Consider the following 17,277-nt stretch of genomic DNA (forward strand, 5'->3'; position numbering starts at 1 on the left):
GGTAAATCAAGATATTAAAAAATCCAGAATAAACCCTTATGACCATTCCTAAATCTTGTCTAATTGTATCCTGTCAAGCTCCCCCTGAATCCCCATTACACAACCCAATAATTATCGCTGCTATGGCTGAAGTAGCCATAAATCAAGGAGCAGCAGGGGTAAGAATTGATACCCCTGCCCATGTTAAAAAAGTCAGAGAAAAATTACCCCAGATTCCCATTATTGGCCTATGGAAACAGAACTATTCAGGCTCTGATGTTTATATTACCCCCTGCTTTAATGATGCTGTTGCAATAGCAGAAGCCGGAGCCGATATTATTGCCATTGACGGAACATTAAGAAATCGTCCCCAAGGGGAAACTTTAGCTGATTTGATTGACAAAATTCATCAACAATTAGGTAAGTTAGTAATGGCAGATGTTGATACGATTGAAAATGCGATCGCCTCAGAAAAAGCTGGGGCAGATTTTGTCGGAACTACCCTTTATGGTTATACAAAAGACACTCAACATTTATCCCCGCCAGGTTATTCTCTACTCATAGAAATGACACAAAAATTAAGAGTTCCTCTCATTGCTGAAGGAGGAATTTCTACCCCAGAAGATGCCAAAAAAGCTCTAAATTATGGGGCTTTTTCCGTAGTGGTTGGAACAGCGATTACGGGCATAGATTTAAAAGTTAAAGCCTTTCAATCAGTTTTTATGAAGTAAAGATAAAGGGCGTATAATATCACAGAAAAATTTAACTTTTTACTTTTAATCTTATGTATCCCAATGAGTTACCTTCTACCTATCGACGATTTCCTAAAGTTCCCTTGGAGAGACGCGCTTATGCTTTCCTCTTGGACTTTGTAACTGTTTGGTTTTTAAGTTCTTTTTTTCAGGGTTTTGTCCAAGACTTAGTTTTTATTGCTCTTTGGTTAATTTTACGGGTGATTATTGTCGAAAAAAACAAAGGACAAAGTTTAGGAAGTTGGGCCTTTGATATTAAAGTAATTGATCCTCGTTTCAGTCGAATTCCTGGGTTAAAAGAATTAACTAAACGAGAAGGAATTCTAGGAATAGCCGCATTATTAGCAATGATAGGATTAAGTATTAATGTCAGAAATGGACTCTCAATGTTAATCTTAATAACCCCTTTAATTATTGATTGTGGTATTGCTTTAGGGGATGAAGACTATGGCCAAGCTTTTCATGATCGTGTTGCTCAAACCATCGTAATTCAAACCCAGAGAGGATTTTCTCTAGATTTACGTTTAAAACAACTTTGGAAAATTATTCAGAAAAAACTACAAAGTCGTAAAAATCAAAATAGAGATGATAGAGATTATGATTACCGAGAATAGTTAATTATTGATTTTAACTAATTGACTAATATGTTGACTCACTAATTGATTCCCCAAGGGACTAAGATGAATATGATCTCGATATAAATTCAAAGTATGTTCCTGTTTTTTAAAGATTGGTAAAAAATCAAGATAAACAACTTCATGAGTTTTTGTCCATTCTTCTAGTCTTTCTCTCGCCCGTTTTTCATAATCTTTCGGTTCCCTTTCTACCTCACGCTTAAGAGGTGTTAAAGCAATCATAAATTGGCTATTCTCTTGAGTTGCGATCGCATTTATTCGTGCCAATGCTTGAAGATTAATCCCAACGCGATCACCTTTTTCAGTTAATAATTCTGACATTCCAGGAATTGGTTGAGGACGAATAAATAAACGTTCTAAAATTTCCCCAATTGCCGAAGATGGTTGATGATCAGGATAATTATTATCTTTCCCCACAACCAAAGAAATTGGGGCCGTGGCAAACAAATCATCCGTATTCATCAATAAGATAATCTTTTGAGCTTCAAATGTGCCAAACCGTTGAAGATAAGCCAGTTGATTCCTGGGGCCCCAAGAATTGGCCGAAGCATTTAACACTTCAACTTTTTCAGATAAAATAGTTTGTAAATCTTCAGTCATCAAGGCAGAAATTGTCTCTGTTTGATCCGTCCACCAAGCCCCATTAGCAATAGAATCTCCTAATAAAAATAAGCGTAACCTATTCTCTTCTCGATGGGGTTTAATCTCCCCAGTTCGCATCGAATATTGATTAATTATGGTAGACTTCCCAAAACGACGAATGTTTTGATTGGGGGCCAAAAGATAACCAATCTCAGGGTCAGCAATGTAAAGGGGACGTTGGCCCAACCCGAAAATTAAGCGAAGACAGCCTTCTAGTAACAATAAAACCCCTAAAATTACCCCAAGACTTAAGAATAAGATTTTCATAACCTAAACATAAAGATTTAACTTTCTTATTTTTACGGATTTTTGTCACAATTTCTTCGCCCATTCTCCCCCAATTTTCGCTAACCTAGATATTAAGCGTGCCTTATCTGGCCGGTTTAACTCGTACAAAGGAACAAAGTTCTATGTCAGATCTAAATCGTGGCATCATGAAATTTGAAGGGGCTGATAAACCCGCTTTAGTAGCTATTTCAGCCTTTTTGGTTTTAGGTGCGATTACTGCCCTCATCATTTGGGCCCTCAAAGCAGCTTACACAGTTAGTTAGGTAAGCTTGACAATTCTCTCCTCTCAGTTAATCTTTTGTCATCTTCAGTTCTCAGAAATCCTAGCTTGCTGTTTCTGAGACTTTATGTCTCTATTTTTCAGCCCTATTTTGTTAGCTTTAGACAGTGATTTTCTTGCCTTAGCTGAACCTGGCCCCCTATTGGGACAGGTTTGGCTTGATTTAGCCGCGATCGCCCTGATGTTGCTGCTATCTGCCTTCTTTTCCGGTTCGGAAACCGCTATCACAGCTTTTGATAATTTTAAGTTACGGGGACTGATTGAACATCAAGGCGATCCTTCCGGGGTTTATCGTTTGGTGTTAGAAAATCGTCGGCGTTTTATTACTAGCTTGTTAATTGGTAATAATCTTGTTAATAATTTTTCGGCAATTTTAACCAGTAATCTCTTTGCCATGTGGTTAGGCAGTGCGGGACTAGGAGTTGCGACAGCAGTGGTCACAGTTTTAGTCTTGATTTTTGGTGAAATTACCCCTAAATCTCTAGCCATCCTCAATACTCGTGCTTTTTTTCGTTTCTCAGTTCGCCCGATTTCTAGGTTATCTCAATTGCTATCAGTAATTGGGATTGTTCCGATGTTTGAAACCATTACTCAAAAAACAATTCAACTCTTTCAAGGGAAATCGGAGAAAACGGCGCAATCAGGAGAATCTTTAACGGATCTGCAATTAATGATCGAAATTTTAGGGGGGAAAGGTCAACTTGATATTTATAAACATCAGTTGCTTCATAAAGCCCTAATGTTGGATCAATTAATGGCCAAAGATGTGGTTAAATCTCGCTTAGAAATGACGACTATTTCCCATCAATCAAGTTTACAGACTTTACTCAATTTATCCTTAGAAACAGGCTATTCTCGCATTCCCGTACAAGGAGAATCGAAAGATCATATTGTCGGGATTGTTCATCTTAAAAAAGCTCTCCAGACACTGCAATCTGTCCCCAAAGAAAGGCGTTCTCAAGTTAATGTGACTGAGGCTATGGATGCCCCAACTTATGTCCCTGAAACCAAACGCGTTGCTAATTTATTACGAGAAATGTTACAACAACGCTTTCATATTGCCATCGTAGTTGATGAATATGGGGGAACAGTCGGATTAGTCACCTTAGAAGATATTTTAGAAGAATTAGTTGGGGAAATTTATGATGAGAGTGATTCTCCCCATGTTCATAAAGCCTTATCGATCAGCGAGTGAGCAGATAACCCCTAAGAATATCGGCTCTATCGAACCTGTTATGTAAAACTATTAAAAAATATAGGCTCAAACCCTTAAGGGTTAAGCTATACAGACAAAACCCGCCTACATGGGTTTAATTTAGTCTCCGAAGAGAGACTTGGTTTCTATAGTGTCAGGCTTCAGTCTGTATGTAGGTGTTGATTTAGCATAACAAGTTCGGTAGAACCAGAATATCAAAGACATTAGTAATGCTTATCTTCGCTGAATATTAAAAAAATCAGTATTTTGTCGTCTAGGATGCACTAATTATGGGAGATTCTGAGTAAGATTGACCGACAAGCATATTTTCCAAGTGAAATGTGAATTTATCATAAACTTTACAAAAGTTAACACTACCATGTATTATTGTTAAGGAACAAATTAAGAAAACAGCTAATCACACCCAATAGTTTGTTTCCTCCCTGTGATATAACTGTAAAAATCGCTGACCCCAACGTTCATATTACCGATCCAAGGGATGAACCCATAAAAAAGTCCCATAAAGTCCGTTCATAATCAATTTTTTGTTACCATAAGCGTTCCCTTAAACATATCACTACGACTTACCCCTTCGTCACACTGACCAAACTATTACTGAAAACTCTGTTATGAACATTACTAAAAATTCTCCTGATCCTGTCCGTGCCTATTTAAGAGAAATTGGGCGCGTTCCCCTCCTCACCCACGAAGAAGAAATCCTCTATGCAAAACGAGTTCAGCGATTTGTGACTTTAGAAAGAGTCAAAGAAACCCTTGCAGAAGAAATAGGCCAAAATCCCACAGACAGCCAATGGGCCAAAGCTGCTAAACTGAGTATCAAAGAACTACGTTCTGCGATCGCTTCGGGAGAATCGGCCAAGCGCAAAATGGTAGAAGCCAACTTGCGGTTAGTGGTATCCGTGGCCAAAAAATATCTCAAGCGCAACCTTGATTTATTGGATCTCATTCAAGAGGGAACCATTGGTATGCAACGAGGAGTTGAAAAATTTGACCCCACTAAGGGCTATCGTTTCTCAACTTATGCTTATTGGTGGATTCGTCAAGCCATTACCCGTGCGATCGCCGAAAAAAGTCGCACCATTCGTTTACCTATTCACATCACCGAAAAACTCAATAAAATCAAAAAAGCCCAACGACAATTGGCCCAAGAAAAAGGAAGGGCCGCCACCGTGGCCGAATTGGCAGAAGAACTGGAATTAACCCCCAGACAAGTGCGAGAATATTTAGAACGGGCCCGTCAACCTTTATCCTTAGATTTACGGGTTGGGGACAACCAAGACACAGAATTAGGGGATTTACTTGAAGATACTGGCCCCTCTCCCGAAGATTTTGCCACCCATTCTTCCTTACAGTTTGACTTAGAAAAACTGATGGAAGATTTAACCCCCCAACAAAAAGAAGTCTTAGCCTTAAGATTTGGACTGGCCGACGGACAACCTTTAACCCTCGCTAAAATTGGCAGTCGTCTCAATATCAGTCGAGAAAGGGTTAGACAAATTGAACGGGAGGCACTGTCAAAATTACGCAAACGAAAGGCAAATATCCGCGAATATCTTGCTAGTTAATTTAAAAAAAGTTGGTGGGGTCGGAAGATCGGAATTTACGGTTCGGTTCTAACGACCTCAATTTTATCAATAAACTTGTTACAGTAAAGGAGAAAGGTAACTCATCAAAAATAAGCCATCTAATTTATTTAGTTAATTAAGATAAACCCAAGTCCCCAGGAGGCCAACAGTGAATAACGAATTGAACCGTTCTCAGAATTTTTTCGGCAATGATAATGAAACAGGGGAACACTTGTGGAAATATGTTCAGTCTCTTAGCCCAGAAACCATTGCCCAATTGTCTAAACCTGACTCTTCTGAAGTGTTTCAAGTGATGGAACGCAATATTATTGGTTTGTTGGGAAATCTTCCTTCTGAACATTTTGGCGTGACAATTAGTACCAGTCGGGATCATTTGGGCAAATTATTGGCATCTGCTATGATGAGTGGATATTTCTTGCGGAATGCAGAACAACGTTTGGATTTTGAAAAATCTCTACAGGCGATCGACAGTAATGAGCATTATCAAGAGTAATTGAGTTTTAAATCATCGAGAAATAATTAAAAACTGGTAGCTGATAGTGAACAGTTACCAGTTTTTAATCTAATTGTTTAATTTGCTGTATATTGACAGAAAATATCGATTCCTACTTTAAGAAGATAAAGCAAAATCATGGTTGCTAAGGCTGTATCAAGGGGTAATTGAAATTTTTCGATAATAGAAATAATGATTCCCGTTAAAATCGGGGTCTTTTCTGAGTTTTTACGAACTGCTTTAATTTGACTTCTTAAACTATCATTTTTGCCACATATTTCTTGACGCAGTTAGATGAATCAGGATTTAGTCTCTGGTCAAGCGTCACTTATAGTTGGTCGAAAAGAGGGGAACAAAAAAGAATTGAACAGACCAAGAAAAATAGGATATATCATAGAAAAATATTATGCTTCTACCCGTAATAGTTAATGCCGTGTCCCTACAATTTTTGGGTGATGTTTGCTTCTTACACTTCTGGGAATTTAAAAAGGGGGTTACAGGCGCACAGCTTTCCTATTGTCTATATAATATCATGTCAAGTCAAGAAATACAAGAGTTTTATGATTAAATTTAAACTGATAACTGATGACTGATAAAGTGATAACTAAAAAAACATTAGATCTTCTAAGACAATTATTATTAACCTGGTATCAAGAACAAGGAAGGATATTACCCTGGAGACAAACAAGAGATCCTTATGCTATTTGGATATCAGAAATTATGTTACAACAAACCCAGGTAAAAACCGTTATCCCTTATTATGAACGGTGGTTAGAAAAGTTTCCAACAGGTGATTATTTAGCCAATTCAGACTTACAAATAGTCTTAAAAGTATGGGAAGGATTAGGTTATTATGCGAGGGCAAGAAACCTGCATAAAACCGCCCAAATTATCTATCATGAATATGATGGCATCTTTCCCCAAAACTTAGATCAAGTAGTAAAATTACCAGGAATTGGACGAACCACCGCAGGAGGAATTCTCAGTGCAGCATTCAATCAACCCGTGTCTATTTTAGATGGAAACGTAAAGCGAGTTTTATCTCGTTTAATTGCCTTGCCCATTCCGCCCCAAAAAGCGATACAATCATTATGGCAACTGTCTAATGATCTGCTTGATCCTCATAACCCCAGAGATTTTAATCAAGGGTTGATGGATTTAGGGGCAACCGTTTGTCTTAAAAGTAAGCCAAAATGTTTACTATGTCCCTGGAGAATTCATTGTCAAGCTTATCATCAAGGTCTACAAAATAATCTTCCTATGCGTGAAACTTCTAACCCTATTCCCCATAAAAAAATTGGTGTTGCTGTTATCTATAATGAAGCGGGTAATATTTTAATTGATCGACGACCAGAACAAGGTTTATTAGGAGGGTTGTGGGAATTTCCTGGAGGAAAAATAGAACAAGATGAAACCGTTGAAGATTGTATTAAACGGGAGATTTTAGAAGAAATTGGCATTGAGATCGAAGTGGGTGATCATTTAATGAGTTTAGATCATGCTTATACTCATTTTAAAGTCACTTTATTTGTTCATATTTGTCGTTATTTGAGTGGTGAACCTACTCCGATAGAATGTGAAGAAATTCGTTGGGTGACATTAGATGAAATTGATAGTTTTCCTTTTCCCAAGGCCAACACAAAAATTATTGAAAAATTAAAAAAAGAGTTCAATAATCCCTAAATATTTACATTAATTAAAATGTATTAACCATGAAAGCGCATAAATACACTGTCATTGCCCCCAATGGTAAAAAATTAGAAGTAATTAGACCATTGTCTAATCAAGAAAATCAGTATTGGACAGGAAATCACAGGGGAAATTTTAAAGTTCGGATTAATAGTGTTCCTGACGGTTTACAGTTAAGAATGGAATCTTGTGCCTATACAGGGGAAGGTACTTTATAAGTGACCTTAATTATTGCCGGCGATCGCAGTGGAGTCGGAAAAACAACCATAACCCTGGCCATCCTTGCGTTTTTAGTCAAAAAAGGCCATCAAGTACAATCCTTTAAAGTGGGGCCAGATTATATTGACCCCATGTTCCATACTTATATTACAGGTCGTCCCTGTCGCAATTTAGACCCCATTCTTACCTCCCAAACCTACGTTAAAGACTGTTTTCAGGAACAGAACCAAGGGGTAGACTATAGCCTAATAGAAGGGGTAATGGGGCTATTTGATGGGGTTCCGATTCATAAATCAGATACTGTAGAGACATTTTCTAACACATCCCTACCCTATGGCAGTACAGCCTATATTGCCAGACTTTTAAAAATACCTGTGGTTTTAGTCATTGATTGTAGCCGTTTATCGGGTTCTGTCGCTGCGATCGCTCATGGATATCGTTCCCTTGATCCTAATATTGAGATTATCGGGGTAATTTTAAATCGGGTAGCCAGCGATCGCCATCTCACCCTACTGGAAACCGCCTTACTAACCCTTAATCTTCCCCTTTTTGGCAGTCTCCGTCGTCAAGATAGCTTAACAATTCCCGATCGCCACTTAGGGTTAGTCCCTACTGATGAACTAAAAGATCTCAGAATTTTCGTCGAAAAATTAGCCCACCTTGCCCAAACCGCTTTCAACTGGGATCTTCTCCTCCCTCATCTCACCTCCCACACCCCCCACACTCCCCACACCCCCCACACCCCCACAAAAATAGCCATTGCCCGCGATCGCGCCTTTAACTTTTATTACGCCGATAACCTAGATCTTCTCGAAAAATTAGGCGCAGAATTAGTATTTTGGAGTCCGATCACCGATGAAACCTTACCGGAGGGAATAACAGGATTGTATTTTGGGGGAGGGTTTCCCGAAATCTTTGCCGAAGCCTTATTTCATAACCAAAACACCCGGAAAGCCATTAAAAAAGCCATTATGAAAGGAATGCCCACCTATGCCGAATGTGGGGGATTGATGTATTTATGTCAAGAAATCATTACCTTTGAAGCAGAAACTTGGCCCATGGTAGGAATATTACCTACAAGGGCGAAAATGGGAAAAAACCTAACCCTTGGTTATCGACAAGCGATCGCCTCTCAAGACAGTCTTTTATTAACATCAGGGGAAACCCTTTGGGGCCATGAATTTCATCGTTCAGAGTTAACCCAAGCCTCTCATAACCCCCTATTTCACTTATATAGTTGGCATTCTCCCAGTTCAGCTTATGCTGAAGGATGGCAACATCATAACCTACACGCCTCTTACCTTCATCTGCATTTTGGAGGTTGTTCGAGGGTGGTTGAAAAATTTTTACATCGCTGCCTTGATTTTTCTCAAGGACTTGCGCTAGACTAAACCCAGTTGTTCTTGAAACAAAGACCGTTTAGGTATTAAAGGAGGTGATGCCCATGACAGATAGTAGTGATAAAATCATGGGTCTCCTGGTTGAAGTTAGCCGGCTGTGCGCCGGAGCCGTTCTCTAGAAGTCAGATCCCCTTGGACGCGACTAACGCTGGAGTTCCTTCCGGCAGTTAGGTTTCAATCAGAAGACCCCAAACTTAATAACCCCCCGTTCAGTGTTACCCCTTGAGAAGTAATGCGATCGGGGGGTCAAGTTTTTGAGGCTTTTAAATTTTCTTAAAGTCAGTTGGTCAACTTTTAAAGTTAACGCTACACTAAATAGAAGTCGTACTTCATACACTCGCTAATGGAGAATCACAGATAACCCAAACCAATTCCAACCCAGGGTGGAACTGTTAGAAAAACTAATAAAACATTTTCCTACAGAAAAATTAAAGTTATCTATCTGCCGATTCTGAAAAGCTGTGTATAATATTATGATAAGTGAGGCTATAAACTCTGTAGTCAACCTAATGGTGTGAGGAAAAGCTGAAAATGCTAAAATTATTGTGGAAAACGCTGCTGGTCAGTCCAGCAATTGTGGGTAGTGCTTTAGCCGTTTCATCTGCTGCTATGGCAGTTGAGGCTCAGTCTCAGTCTGAGTTCTCCCAAAGTGCTACTGCGGGAATCGAAATCGCCCAGGCCCAAGATGAATTACTCGACAAGCTTGAAAATTACAGCCAAGAAGGTCAACAAAACACTAACGATCAGGTAACTAGCGTTAGTGAGCTTCGTGACGTATCCCCCACGGATTGGGCTTATGAAGCCTTACGAAGCTTGGTTGAACGCTACGGTTGTATCGTTGGTTATCCTGACCGGACGTTCCGAGGCAATCGCGCCACATCCCGTTGGGAATTTGCCGCAGGTTTAAACGCTTGTTTAAACACGATGGAACGTTTGATCCAAGAAAACGTTGCGGTTTTACGGGAAGACATCGAAAAGCTCAAGCGGTTAATGCAGGAATTTGAGGCAGAACTCGCCGCATTAGGAGCAAGAGTTGACAACCTCGAAGGTCGGGTTTCTTTCTTAGAAGATCACCAATTCTCCACTACCACCAAGTTAGTTGGGGAAGTAATCATGGCCGCAACTGCTGCGGGTGGTAGCCGTTCTTCTGAAGATAACCAAGCCGTTTTACAAGACCGGATTCGTTTAAGCTTCAACACCAGTTTCAGTGGGGAAGACTTATTAGTAACCCGTTTATCTGCCAGTACGGGTACAGGAAGCGACCGTTTTACCTTGAGCGAACCTAACTTACAGGTTATCAACCCCAACACAGGTCAACCCATTGGGATCGCCTTTGAAGAAAACCAACTGATCAACCCCACGGCGACCCAAACCTTTAACATTGGGCCTCGTCGTAACGAAGAAGATAACAACGTGGTGATTGACTGGGTTGGTTACTACGCTCCTATTCAACCCTATGGGAACTTTAAAATCAATACCTACGTTACTGCCTGGGGTGGTAAATGGTATGATTTCGTTCCCACCTTAAACCCCTACTTTGAAGACTTTGACGGTGGTAAAGGTTCCTTGAGTACCTTCGCACAACGTAACCCTATCTACCGAATTGGGGGTGGTGCTGGTGCTGGTATGAGCTTTGATGTGGGTTGGTTACAAAGTCTGTTAGGGCCGACCTCTGTGAGCTTTGGTTATTTAGCTGGAACCGCGAATAATCCTTGCATCAACGGTGGTGGAGCTCAGAGCCAAAATAGCTGTGTTAACAACAACGGCATCAACCCTGCTACTGGTGAAGAGTATGCGGAAAGCGCGGGCGGTAACGGTTTATTCAACGGTAACTATGGGGTGTTAGCGCAAATCAACACCAACCTATTTAACACAGTTAATGTTGCCTTTACCTTTATTAACGCTTACCACAAACCTGATAGTCCTATCTTCGGTCAGGGTGTTCCCACTGGGCCAGGGGAAGTGGGTACTTCCTTTGCTAACTTCTCTCGTTCTGAGTTGAATAACGCTTTTGCGAATGGGTCTGTTGGTTCTCCTGGAACTCCGACCACCACTTTTAATGGCAATGGTGACAATAGCGTTACTCCCAACCAAGTTAACCCCTTCGACATCGGCGGTAAAGTCACCAACAGTTATGGTGGTGCCTTAACCTGGCGGCTTGCTGAATGGTTAAACTTTAGTGCCTTTGGTTCTTATACCAACGTTCGCTTTATCGGTCGTGGTTTGAGTGCCGAGGTTTGGACAGGTGGTGGCGGTTTTGCCTTCCCTGACCTCTTTAAAGAAGGAAACCTCTTAGGTATCTTCGCTGGGGTTCAACCCTATTTAGGGGATGGTCGTCGTCCTACCACTGCTCAGTTCTCCAACTTTACCAGTCGTAACCCGGTAACGGCTGAAGTGTTCTACCGTTACCAAGTTACGGATAACATTTCTATCACCCCTGGTGTGATCTGGATTGGAAACCCTGACCAGTTTGTCAACCTCCAAGGTGCTGACGATGAAGTGATTGGAACCCTTCGCGGAACCTTCTCCTTCTAGGAATCTGATGACCCTGGTTTGATCTAAGCTCAAATAATCATCAACCCTGCCATAAGGCGGGGTTTTTTAGATTTTTTGCTTTATTATGGGAACAATAGTTATTTATATTTGCCCCTAAAATGCTTAAATTAAACGATCAAACCCTTGCTGTCTGGGAAGCAGCAGCCAATTCTACTGCTATTCCCACCGTAATCACTCCCAGTACACCAGATATTACCTTTGAGCATTTTGTGGAGTGGATTAATAACCATCGTGAATCACTCAATCAAGTCCTGATGGAATTAGGGGCCTTGTTATTGAGAGGGTTTAAGTGCAATTCAGCAGAAGACTTTGAATCAGTTTGTAAGACTTTTTCTCCCGAATTGCTGAATTATATTGGTGGGGGATCGCCCCGTACTATTGTGAAAAATCGGGTTTATACTAGCACCCATTATCCTGCTCAGCAACACATTATGCTGCATAATGAGTGTTCTTATTTAAAAAAGATGCCAAGCATACTGTTCTTTTTTTGCCAACAACCACCAACTGATCGCGGAGAAACTCCTATTGGTGATATGCGTCGTGTTTTAGAGAAAATCTCCCCAGATATTCGAGATAAATTTGCCGAGAAAGGGGTTACTTATATTAGTAATTTACATGGAGGAAAAGGATTTAATCGTTCTTGGCAAGAAACCTTTCAAACTGATGATCGCAGCAAAGTTGAACAGATTTTAACCGCAGATGGTTATGATTATCAGTGGAAAGCAGATGGAGGGTTACAAACATCCCTGACTTGTCCAGGAATTCGCAATCATCCCATCACAGGAAAAGCTTATTGGGGAAATCAAGCCATTAATTGGCATCCTCATGAATTTGATGCGAAACAACGTCAATTGCTGTTATCTTTGTATGGAGAAAATGGTTTACCCAAGAATGCCCGTTATGGAGATGGCACCCCCATCAGTGATCAAGAAATTGATCACATCCGCGAGGTGCTGCTTTCTGAAGAAGTGGTATTTAATTGGCAACAGGGGGATATTTTAATCTGTGATAACCAGGCGATCGCCCATGGGAGACAACCCTTTACTGGAGAAAGAAAGATTCTTGTTTCAATGGCCTAGGTTAAATTCAACAAATAGTCTTTAATATGGGGCGCGACTTGACTAACATGAGGTTCATCAAGCATGGTGTGTCCCACTTCTAGTACCAAAGAGGTACTTTTTGCCCCAAATAAACTAAGCCATTTTTGCACATAGTCGGGATTTTCGGCAACTCTTTCTTGAGTGACAATGAGCATGGCTTGAGTGTTAACTTTTGGGCGATCATAACTATCCCTAGCTTTTAGATTGCGATGGATTATTTCCCGGAAAGGATGATTTTTTAAGCGAAGATTTTGTTGAAAGGTTTGTTTTGCCTGGCGCAATTCATCTCTCACCATCGAAAAAAATTGACCTTGAGAAACATTTTTGCGAAATTTAGCTGGATCTAAAAGAATGACAGAAGCGACCTTTTCTTCTTGCTGTTCCAGTTGTTTGGTCACTTCGAGGGCTAATAATCCACCGAAGGAATAACCCATGAGGTAATATGGACCAGTGGATTGAATTTGACGCATATCCCCCAGACAAATTTTCCCCATTTCCTCAATGCTATCTACTTCAGGATTACCCATTGCCCAAAGAGGATGATCACTCTCACGAATTAATTGGGCTAATTGTCGATAAGCGGTAGGAAATCCCCATAATCCCGTAAAGGCAAACAATGGTGGATAATTTCCTTCGGGTTGTATTCCTAATAACCCCGACGCTTTAGCAACCCATCCCTGTTGTTTAATAGCGATCGCCAATCCTTGAGGGGTGGGATTTTCTAGTAAGGTAGCAATAGAGAGGGTTTTACCAAAATAAGTTTGAATAGCATGGAGTAATTCTAGTGCAGTCAGGGAATTTCCCCCTAATTCAAAAAAGCTATCGGTGATTTTGACCTCAGTTAATCCTAAAATTCGCTTAAAAACATCAGCTATTAATCTCTCTGTGGTTTGATCAGGATCAACGGTTAAAGGTTGCTCCGGTAAAACAGATGTAGTTGACTCCTTCAACTCAAAATATTGGGCTAGTTTTTTGCGTTGAATTTTACCCGCATGAGACAAAGGAATTTGATCAGTAAAGACAATATACTCAGGAATTTGATAATCAGATACCCGTGTTAAGAGATATTCCCGTAGAATTTGAGATGTCAGGTTAACTCCATCTTTAGGGATAATTGCTGTACCTACTTTTTGACCATAAATCGTATCAGGAACAGGAAATACCACTGCTTGAACTACATCAGGGTGAGCAATTAGTATAGATTCCAGTTGACGGGCAGATATTTTCTTTCCTCCCCGATTAATGCGATCATCTACTCGTCCTGTGTAGAATAAAAATCCGTTATCATCAAGACGACCTAAATCTCCTGTCTGTAACCATCCTTCCCGAATTTTCTGGCCATCAGGATCAATATTTTTACCGACTAAATGATTAATAATCCCTCCCTTGACGGTAATTTCTCCTTCTTGACCGATAGGAACTTCTTTTCCTTCTGTATCAAGACATTTAATCGTCCAGACAGGGTTAACTTGACCAACAGCACCAGAAGGATAGGATAGGGAGGGATGGGGTAAAGTGGCTAATAGGGGCGAAACTTCTGATAAACCGTAAAATTGTAGCAAAGGAACCCCAAAAACCTTTTGTACTTGGGTGATCGTTTCGGCATTAATAGCGTCGGAACCCGTAATCAATAAGCGTAAACGACTCTCAGGAGATAATGACCATCCGATTCTCTCAATGCGCTTTAATAATGCTCGATAAATACTAGGAACCGCCGTAAAATAAGAGGGATGATACTGATTAATCCAGGTTAACATCCGTGCTGGATCAAACCCAGATGTACAAACAACACTGCCTCCTGTGAGTAATCCCGGAAAAGTAGAACGTACAATACTATGAAGATGGGCAAAAGGCATAACGCATAAAGAACAGTCATCTTCACTTAATTTCATCCATTGTGCAGCATGAGCGATGGAAATATAAATACTTTTATGGGTCAAAGAAACAATTTTTGGGGTTGAAGTTGAGCCAGCCGTGCCAATATAAATTAAGGGATCATCAAGCTGTGGAACATCATATTTAGGTGCGGCAATTTGAGCAGAAGCAGACAGACGAAAACTTCCTACAGTCTCACCTGTCTCACAATTTAATTCTAGAATGCAGATCCCCCTGTTTTTAGCCACTTTGACTATCTCACTGCTGGAATTTGCTTCTACAATGACAGCACTAACCTGAATTTGATCGAAGTAGTAGTTAAATTCTTCTAAACGACTATTAGTATTAAGAGGAAAAACAATCGCTGTGGCAGCCACCCCTAGAATTGTCACCAGGGTATTACCTCCATCGGGTAAGCTGACGACAACAACATCATTACGGGCAATTCCCAGAGAATTTAACTGATTAACCAGTTGATGTAGGCACTCTCCTAATTGATGATAAGTAATTCCCAAACGTTCAACATCAATAATCGCTTTTTTCTGAGAAAACTGTTGACTGTTTTCGAGTAACCATTCTCTAACTGTCTGAAAATCTTGATTTTTTGCCATTATTATTTATTTAATTTCACATTGCCAATTATATTATCAAGGACTGTTGCCCGACACAATTAGTTAAAGAAAGCATAAAAAATACTGTCAACCTCACCATCAGGGACTACAACCAAAGAACAAGTGATCAATAACACCAACGAAAAGAAGAATGAAAATTGCCCACGACATTACAGAATTAATTGGTCGGACTCCCCTTGTGCGATTAAATCGTATTCCCCAAGCAGAGGGCTGTGTAGCTCAAATTGTGGTGAAATTAGAAGGAATGAACCCTGCGGCCTCGGTTAAAGACCGGATTGGGGTTAATATGATTAATGCAGCCGAACGGGAAGGGTTGATTATTCCAGGCAAAACCCTATTAGTAGAACCCACATCAGGGAATACAGGTATCGCCTTAGCGATGGCCGCCGCAGCCAAAGGTTATAAATTAATCTTAACTATGCCCGAAACCATGAGTAAAGAACGTCGGGCCATGTTAAAAGCTTATGGAGCCCAATTAGAATTAACCCCTGGCAGTGAAGGCATGAGTGGTTGTATTCGTCGGGCCCAAGAATTAGTAGACACCCTGCCCAATGCTTATATGTTGCAACAATTTAATAATCCTGCTAACCCGGAGATTCATCGTTTAACTACAGCAGAGGAAATTTGGGAAGATACCAATGGACGGGTGGATATTTTAATTGCTGGAGTGGGGACAGGGGGAACTATTACTGGAATTGCAGAAGTCATTAAACAACGAAAAGCCACCTTTCAAGCGATCGCCGTTGAACCGGAAAATAGCCCCGTCTTATCAGGAGGTAAACCAGGAGGGCATAAAATTCAAGGCATTGGGGCTGGTTTTGTGCCAGAAGTCCTCAAAGTAGAATTAATTGACGAAGTGGTGACAGTGACGGATGAAGAGGCCATGAGTTATGGCAGACGACTGGCCAGGGAAGAAGGCTTACTTTCAGGAATTTCCACAGGGGCCGCCCTATCTGCGGCCATAAAAGTTGGACAACGCCCCGAAAATATCGGTAAACTAATCGTAATGATTCAACCCAGTTTCGGCGAACGTTACTTAAGTACACCCCTATTCCAAGACCTAGAACCGCCTCAGTTGGCGATGATGAATTGAGGAAAGGGTTAGCCGCTGTTGTCCTCTTGTCCAGACTGTCATGACATCTACTAATCATTACCAAATCCTCGAACTCAGTCAAAGTGCCAGCCAAACAGAAATTAAACAGGCTTATCGGCGGCTAGCCAAACAATTCCATCCTGATAGTCAGACTAAAACTGCTAACCACGATCAGATTATTCGTATCAATGCCGCTTATGAGATATTAGGTGATCCTCAGCAGAGGCATAATTATGATCGGCAATTTCTTCCTAACTATCCCTCGTCCCAACGACAACAACGCACAGCCACGGCCCAATATTATTATCAACGTCAACGAGCAGCCGAACAAGCATCAGCAGGGTTAATTGATGAATGGTTAAAAAATGTTTATCAACCCGTTGATCGCTTAGTTTCTCGGATTATTTATCAGTTGAATGAACAAATTGATGCTTTAGCTGCCGATCCCTTTGACGATGAATTAATGGCAGTATTTCAAGATTATTTACGCTCATGTCACAGCCATTTACAACAAGCAAAACATATTTTTGACTCCCAACCAAATCCCCCTAAATTAGCTAAAGTGGCTGCCGCGCTTTATTATTGCTTAAATCAGGTAGGGGATGGCATTGACGAATTAGACTGGTTTTCCTGTAATTATGATGACTCCCATTTACATACAGGTCAAGAACTTTTTCGCATTGGTTATCAGTTGCTTAATGAAGCTCAAATGACGGTTCAAGGGATGAGGAGTTGATGGGGTGATGAGAAAAGGTCTTAAAATATTCCAAAAACCCAGGAAAATACTGAGGTCAAAACCCAAAATGATACAATAAATCATCGTCTACTCTTTAGTTATCCGT

The 17,277-nt window shown here is 40.6% G+C and carries 15 protein-coding genes and 1 pseudogene; 14 read left to right on the top strand and 2 right to left on the bottom strand.

Features of this window, described 5'->3' with window-relative positions; translation table 11 throughout:
• Positions 1-38 precede the first annotated feature (38 nt).
• Positions 39-710, top strand: a complete 672-nt coding sequence (locus VB715_RS13700; RefSeq protein ID WP_323301781.1) for an N-acetylmannosamine-6-phosphate 2-epimerase — start codon at positions 39-41, stop codon at positions 708-710.
• A 53-nt stretch (positions 711-763) separates the two neighbouring features.
• Positions 764-1,345 carry an RDD family protein gene (locus VB715_RS13705; protein ID WP_323301782.1) on the top strand — a complete coding sequence of 194 codons (582 nt, stop codon included), beginning with the start codon at positions 764-766 and terminating at the stop codon, positions 1,343-1,345.
• Here the strand turns inward: VB715_RS13705 and VB715_RS13710 are convergent, their stop codons facing one another.
• Positions 1,346-2,275 carry an SGNH/GDSL hydrolase family protein gene (locus tag VB715_RS13710; RefSeq protein WP_323301783.1) on the bottom strand — a complete coding sequence of 310 codons (930 nt, stop codon included), beginning with the start codon at positions 2,273-2,275 and terminating at the stop codon, positions 1,346-1,348. It lies immediately after the preceding gene.
• Positions 2,276-2,418: 143 nt separating this feature from the next.
• Between VB715_RS13710 and VB715_RS13715 the strand changes: the two genes are divergently transcribed.
• The 10 genes and pseudogenes from VB715_RS13715 to VB715_RS13755 all read left to right on the top strand — a co-directional run bounded on the left by VB715_RS13715 (position 2,419) and on the right by VB715_RS13755 (position 12,814).
• Complete coding sequence (locus VB715_RS13715) at positions 2,419-2,559, top strand: hypothetical protein (RefSeq protein ID WP_323301784.1); 141 nt, start codon at positions 2,419-2,421, stop codon at positions 2,557-2,559.
• A gap of 84 nt (positions 2,560-2,643) precedes the next feature.
• The gene (locus tag VB715_RS13720) at positions 2,644-3,771 is read left to right on the top strand and encodes a hemolysin family protein (RefSeq protein WP_323301785.1); all 1,128 of its coding nucleotides are present in this window, start codon (positions 2,644-2,646) and stop codon (positions 3,769-3,771) included.
• A 629-nt stretch (positions 3,772-4,400) separates the two neighbouring features.
• The gene (locus VB715_RS13725; protein WP_323301786.1) at positions 4,401-5,357 is read left to right on the top strand and encodes an RNA polymerase sigma factor, RpoD/SigA family; all 957 of its coding nucleotides are present in this window, start codon (positions 4,401-4,403) and stop codon (positions 5,355-5,357) included.
• A 169-nt stretch (positions 5,358-5,526) separates the two neighbouring features.
• Positions 5,527-5,871: a DUF760 domain-containing protein gene (locus VB715_RS13730; RefSeq protein WP_323301787.1), complete on the top strand. Its 345-nt coding sequence runs from the start codon at positions 5,527-5,529 to the stop codon at positions 5,869-5,871.
• Positions 5,872-6,152: 281 nt separating this feature from the next.
• Positions 6,153-6,251: pseudogene (locus VB715_RS21975) on the top strand (IS630 family transposase); the annotation flags it as partial.
• A gap of 205 nt (positions 6,252-6,456) precedes the next feature.
• The gene (gene mutY, locus VB715_RS13735; RefSeq protein ID WP_323301788.1) at positions 6,457-7,554 is read left to right on the top strand and encodes an A/G-specific adenine glycosylase; all 1,098 of its coding nucleotides are present in this window, start codon (positions 6,457-6,459) and stop codon (positions 7,552-7,554) included.
• 29 nt (positions 7,555-7,583) lie between these two features.
• A complete protein-coding gene (locus VB715_RS13740; protein ID WP_323301789.1) occupies positions 7,584-7,778 on the top strand; it encodes a hypothetical protein in 195 nt (64 codons plus the stop codon).
• Positions 7,779-9,170: a cobyrinate a,c-diamide synthase gene (locus VB715_RS13745; protein WP_323301790.1), complete on the top strand. Its 1,392-nt coding sequence runs from the start codon at positions 7,779-7,781 to the stop codon at positions 9,168-9,170.
• 540 nt (positions 9,171-9,710) lie between these two features.
• The gene (locus VB715_RS13750; protein ID WP_323301791.1) at positions 9,711-11,714 is read left to right on the top strand and encodes an iron uptake porin; all 2,004 of its coding nucleotides are present in this window, start codon (positions 9,711-9,713) and stop codon (positions 11,712-11,714) included.
• 119 nt (positions 11,715-11,833) lie between these two features.
• The gene (locus VB715_RS13755) at positions 11,834-12,814 is read left to right on the top strand and encodes a TauD/TfdA family dioxygenase (RefSeq protein ID WP_323301792.1); all 981 of its coding nucleotides are present in this window, start codon (positions 11,834-11,836) and stop codon (positions 12,812-12,814) included.
• Here VB715_RS13755 and VB715_RS13760 read toward each other — a convergent pair.
• Positions 12,811-15,321 carry an AMP-binding protein gene (locus tag VB715_RS13760; RefSeq protein ID WP_323301793.1) on the bottom strand — a complete coding sequence of 837 codons (2,511 nt, stop codon included), beginning with the start codon at positions 15,319-15,321 and terminating at the stop codon, positions 12,811-12,813. The genes VB715_RS13755 and VB715_RS13760 overlap by 4 nt on opposite strands.
• A 151-nt stretch (positions 15,322-15,472) precedes the next feature.
• On the opposite strand from VB715_RS13760, the gene cysK reads away from it, so the two are divergent.
• Both cysK and VB715_RS13770 read left to right on the top strand, forming a co-directional pair.
• Entirely contained in the window at positions 15,473-16,435 is a 963-nt protein-coding gene (gene cysK / locus VB715_RS13765; protein ID WP_323301794.1) for a cysteine synthase A, read from the top strand.
• 40 nt (positions 16,436-16,475) lie between these two features.
• On the top strand, positions 16,476-17,171 hold the full coding sequence (locus VB715_RS13770; protein ID WP_323301795.1) for a J domain-containing protein: 696 nt from the start codon (positions 16,476-16,478) through the stop codon (positions 17,169-17,171).
• The last annotated feature ends 106 nt before the right edge of the window (positions 17,172-17,277 follow it).

This window comes from Crocosphaera sp. UHCC 0190, assembly GCF_034932065.1.
Classification (GTDB): domain Bacteria; phylum Cyanobacteriota; class Cyanobacteriia; order Cyanobacteriales; family Microcystaceae; genus UHCC-0190.